Genomic DNA, 3,372 nt, shown 5'->3' with positions numbered 1-3,372 from the left:
AGGCAAAATTGTTAAATCTGGAGCAACAACTGGACATCTGTTTGCAGGTTCAGCACTTAACCAAGCTGAATCATAATACTTAATCCCAGCTGTTGCAGTTAAATCACCAGTTTTTAAAGTACCATCATCGAAAAGTAAGTTAGAAGCGCTAACTGTTGACGGAAAAGTATATGAATACCAATCACCACAATCTTGGGTCATAGCAACTCCTGGCCATGCAACCACCGGAGCTGTTCCAGTTGTTCCCCAATAATACACTTTTACGGATGAAGCCCATGTTGTTGGTTTTTTAAAATAAACAGTAAATGTAGGAATCACGGCAAAAGTATAAGTCTCAGTATAAACAGTAGAACTCACATTGGCAGTATTTTTTACAAATGCTTTCAAAGTAGTATTGGCAGCAATAGAAAATGTCTTTGTCCCAACAGCTGATGCTGAAGATGTCGTAGGTGTTGTACCATCCAAAGTATAATATATTGTAGAAGCTGTATTATTAGCCGTTAATACCGTACTTACGGTTGTTCCAGTTGAAAATGTACCTCCAGCCTGAGAAATAGTCAAACTCGGCACATCAACGACAGTTCCTTTGTCCCAGATTGCAAAACCTGTTCCTGATAATTTTAGAACCCAACCCGTTCCAGACGGCGTCCAATTATCAGATCCCAATTTCATAGCTACTTTATCATCAATAATGGCAGCATACAAATTGTTCGTAGCTGCAACAATATTTAAAGCCGAAGTACTGCTCAATCCATTGTCTTTTCTTATTTTAATCATAGCATCAATTTCATTTTTGATACCCCAATTGAAATAATGTGGCCACCAAACCATTGGTGTACCAGGATGTGTCAGTAAATAAGCATATCCTTTTAATACTTGATCACCAGGAAAAATCCATAAATCCTGCCCATAAGGTTTTGGTCCCGTATCATGGTTATCCAACATTGTTACCGCATTGGATGGCCACACCCCTATTAATCCTGAAGCTTTTCCAGAACTATCTTTTAGGTAACTCAAATTATTATCCTTAAATGCATTTTGCAAAGCACTTTTGGTAGCAAAATCAAAAGCAGTTGACGATGCTGTAGCAGTACCTCCTTTGGTATAATCCAACCATTTTACAATTCTGCTTCTATCTCCTTCCAATAATTCACCTACAGAAAAATATGGATTCGTAGCATCATTATATTCTTTGATATATTTACCATCGTATCCATGTACAAAATCGTAACGCCATCCATCAAAACCAATGTCGTTTTTTAACCAATTCATCCACGTTTTGATTCCATCTCGAACCAATGCATTAGAATGATCTAAATCTCTTGCCGCTGAAAACGAACCCGATTCACCAGAAGATTTCAAACCGGCAGCTACTGGGTCATAATCTGGTGCACCTGTCCCTTTTTGTCCAGAAGCACTAATATTGGAAGTATTGCAAATAGACCAAGTTTCCGTAGGTGTATTCCAAGATGGTGTAGAAAAATCATACCATCCAAGTGTTCCACCTCGATGATTGATTACAATATCTGCAATCACTTTGATATTTTTTGAATGCAAATCAGTTATCAAAGACACTAATTGGGCTTGAGTTCCCTGAGCATTATTCAAATCATACCATACAGTTGGAATGTATCCCATACCTCCTGTAGATTTACTAGGTGGCGGAAGCCAAATAGCATCAAAACCAGCCGTTTGTAAAGTGGCAGAGTTACTTTTAATCACCTCATACCATTTAGTAGCTGATACATCCGTCGTCCAGTGAAAACCCTGGATCATTACTTCTTTTCCCGTTGCTTTTGCTTGAGAAAAAACAAAATAATGAAATAGAAGAATCAACAACATCGAAAAATAATGTTTTAATTTCATAAAGTTTATTTTAGTTTATTTGGGTTAATATTGTATGAAATTAATAATAAAAAGCATGATTTTTTAAAGATTTAGTTTTAATTCCTTAATATTATTAGAATAATTAACAATCAAACGTTGTAGTTTCAATTCTTGTTAATAAATAGTTAAGATCACAAATAACCAAATGTATATCAATTAGTTAAAAACACATTTACTCACAATTTTGCGAACATAAAAAAAGGCTCAAAACTTACTTCAGTTTTGAGCCTTTTTGGATAAAAAATCAAAATTTTACTCTTTTATAAACTTCTTATAACACTGTTTGCCATTTTCAAATTTGACTTTAATTACATAAACACCTACTTTTAAACCACTCACATCAATTGTCCCATTATTAGGAATACCTTCAAGCAACACATTACCTTGAATCCCCAAAATCTGATAAAATACCGAAGGAGAATCAGAGCTAATATAAAAAATGTGACTCACAGGATTTGGATAAATCACAACTGAACTTTTAACAGATTCATTTTCTACGATTCCAAGTGTTTCTTCCCAAGAAAAAGAATAACCATCTGTTTTATCGAGCAATTCAGCAGTTTGATTATTTACACCTGTCAAACCGTTGCTGAAAATTAAATTAACGCTAGTTGGCCCAATAATAGTGTATTTATAAAAACCATTTAAACCTGCAACCATTGTTTCCCCAGGCCATACACTACTAACAACACTGCCTTCAGGAACAGCATTCCAATACTGTACTTTTGGAATAACTCCCCAAGAAGTCGGTGGTTTAAAATAAACAGTAAGAGTATTTAATGATATAAATTCATAAACCTCAGTCTTTACCACTGAACTCACATTGGAAACATTCTTGGCAAAGGCCTTCAAAATGGTATTGGCTGTAATTACCAGTGATTTGGTCCCGACTGCCGAAGCCGACGCAGTTGTTGGCTCCGTTCCATCTGTGGTATAATAAATCGTCGAGGTATTTACGTTGGCGGTAAGCACAACATTTACAGTGTTTCCGGTGGTAAACGATCCGCCTGTCGGGGAAATACTTACATCGGGAGCGGAACTAAAACTATAGATCTCCGCTTTTACGGCTGAACTCACATTGGAAACATTCTTGACGAAAGCTTTCAAAGTGGTATTGGCTGTAATTGCCAGCGATTTGGTTCCGACTGCAGAAGCCGACGCAGTTGTTGGCTCCGTTCCGTCCGTCGTGTAATAAATCGTGGAAGTATTTACATTGGCCGTAAGCACAACATTCACCGTGTTTCCGGTGGTAAACGATCCTCCCGCCGGAGAAATGCTTAGATCGGGAGCGGAACTAAAACTATAAACTTCCGTTTTTACCGCCGAACTCACATTGGAAACATTCTTGACGAAAGCTTTCAAAGTGGTATTGGCTGTAATTGCCAACGATTTGGTTCCGACTGCCGAAGCCGACGCAGTGGTTGGCTCCGTTCCGTCCGTCGTGTAATAAATCGTAGAAGTGTTTACATTGGCGGTAAGCACAAC

Annotated in this window: 2 protein-coding genes; both read right to left on the bottom strand. The window is 37.4% G+C overall.

Translation table 11 applies throughout. The features are described 5' to 3' along the window. The coding region (locus tag VFS71_RS11020; protein ID WP_326401277.1) for an alpha-amylase C-terminal beta-sheet domain-containing protein at window positions 1-1,866 on the bottom strand (1,866 nt) is incomplete at its 3' end. Between the two features lie 273 nt (window positions 1,867-2,139). Then, window positions 2,140-3,372: chitobiase/beta-hexosaminidase C-terminal domain-containing protein (locus VFS71_RS11015; RefSeq protein ID WP_326401275.1), on the bottom strand; the 1,233-nt coding region annotated here is incomplete at its 5' end.

This window comes from Flavobacterium sp., assembly GCF_035760125.1.
Taxonomy (GTDB): domain Bacteria; phylum Bacteroidota; class Bacteroidia; order Flavobacteriales; family Flavobacteriaceae; genus Flavobacterium.
The sequence above is the reverse complement of the archived record's forward strand: the minus strand, read 5'-3'. Positions and strand labels throughout refer to the sequence as shown.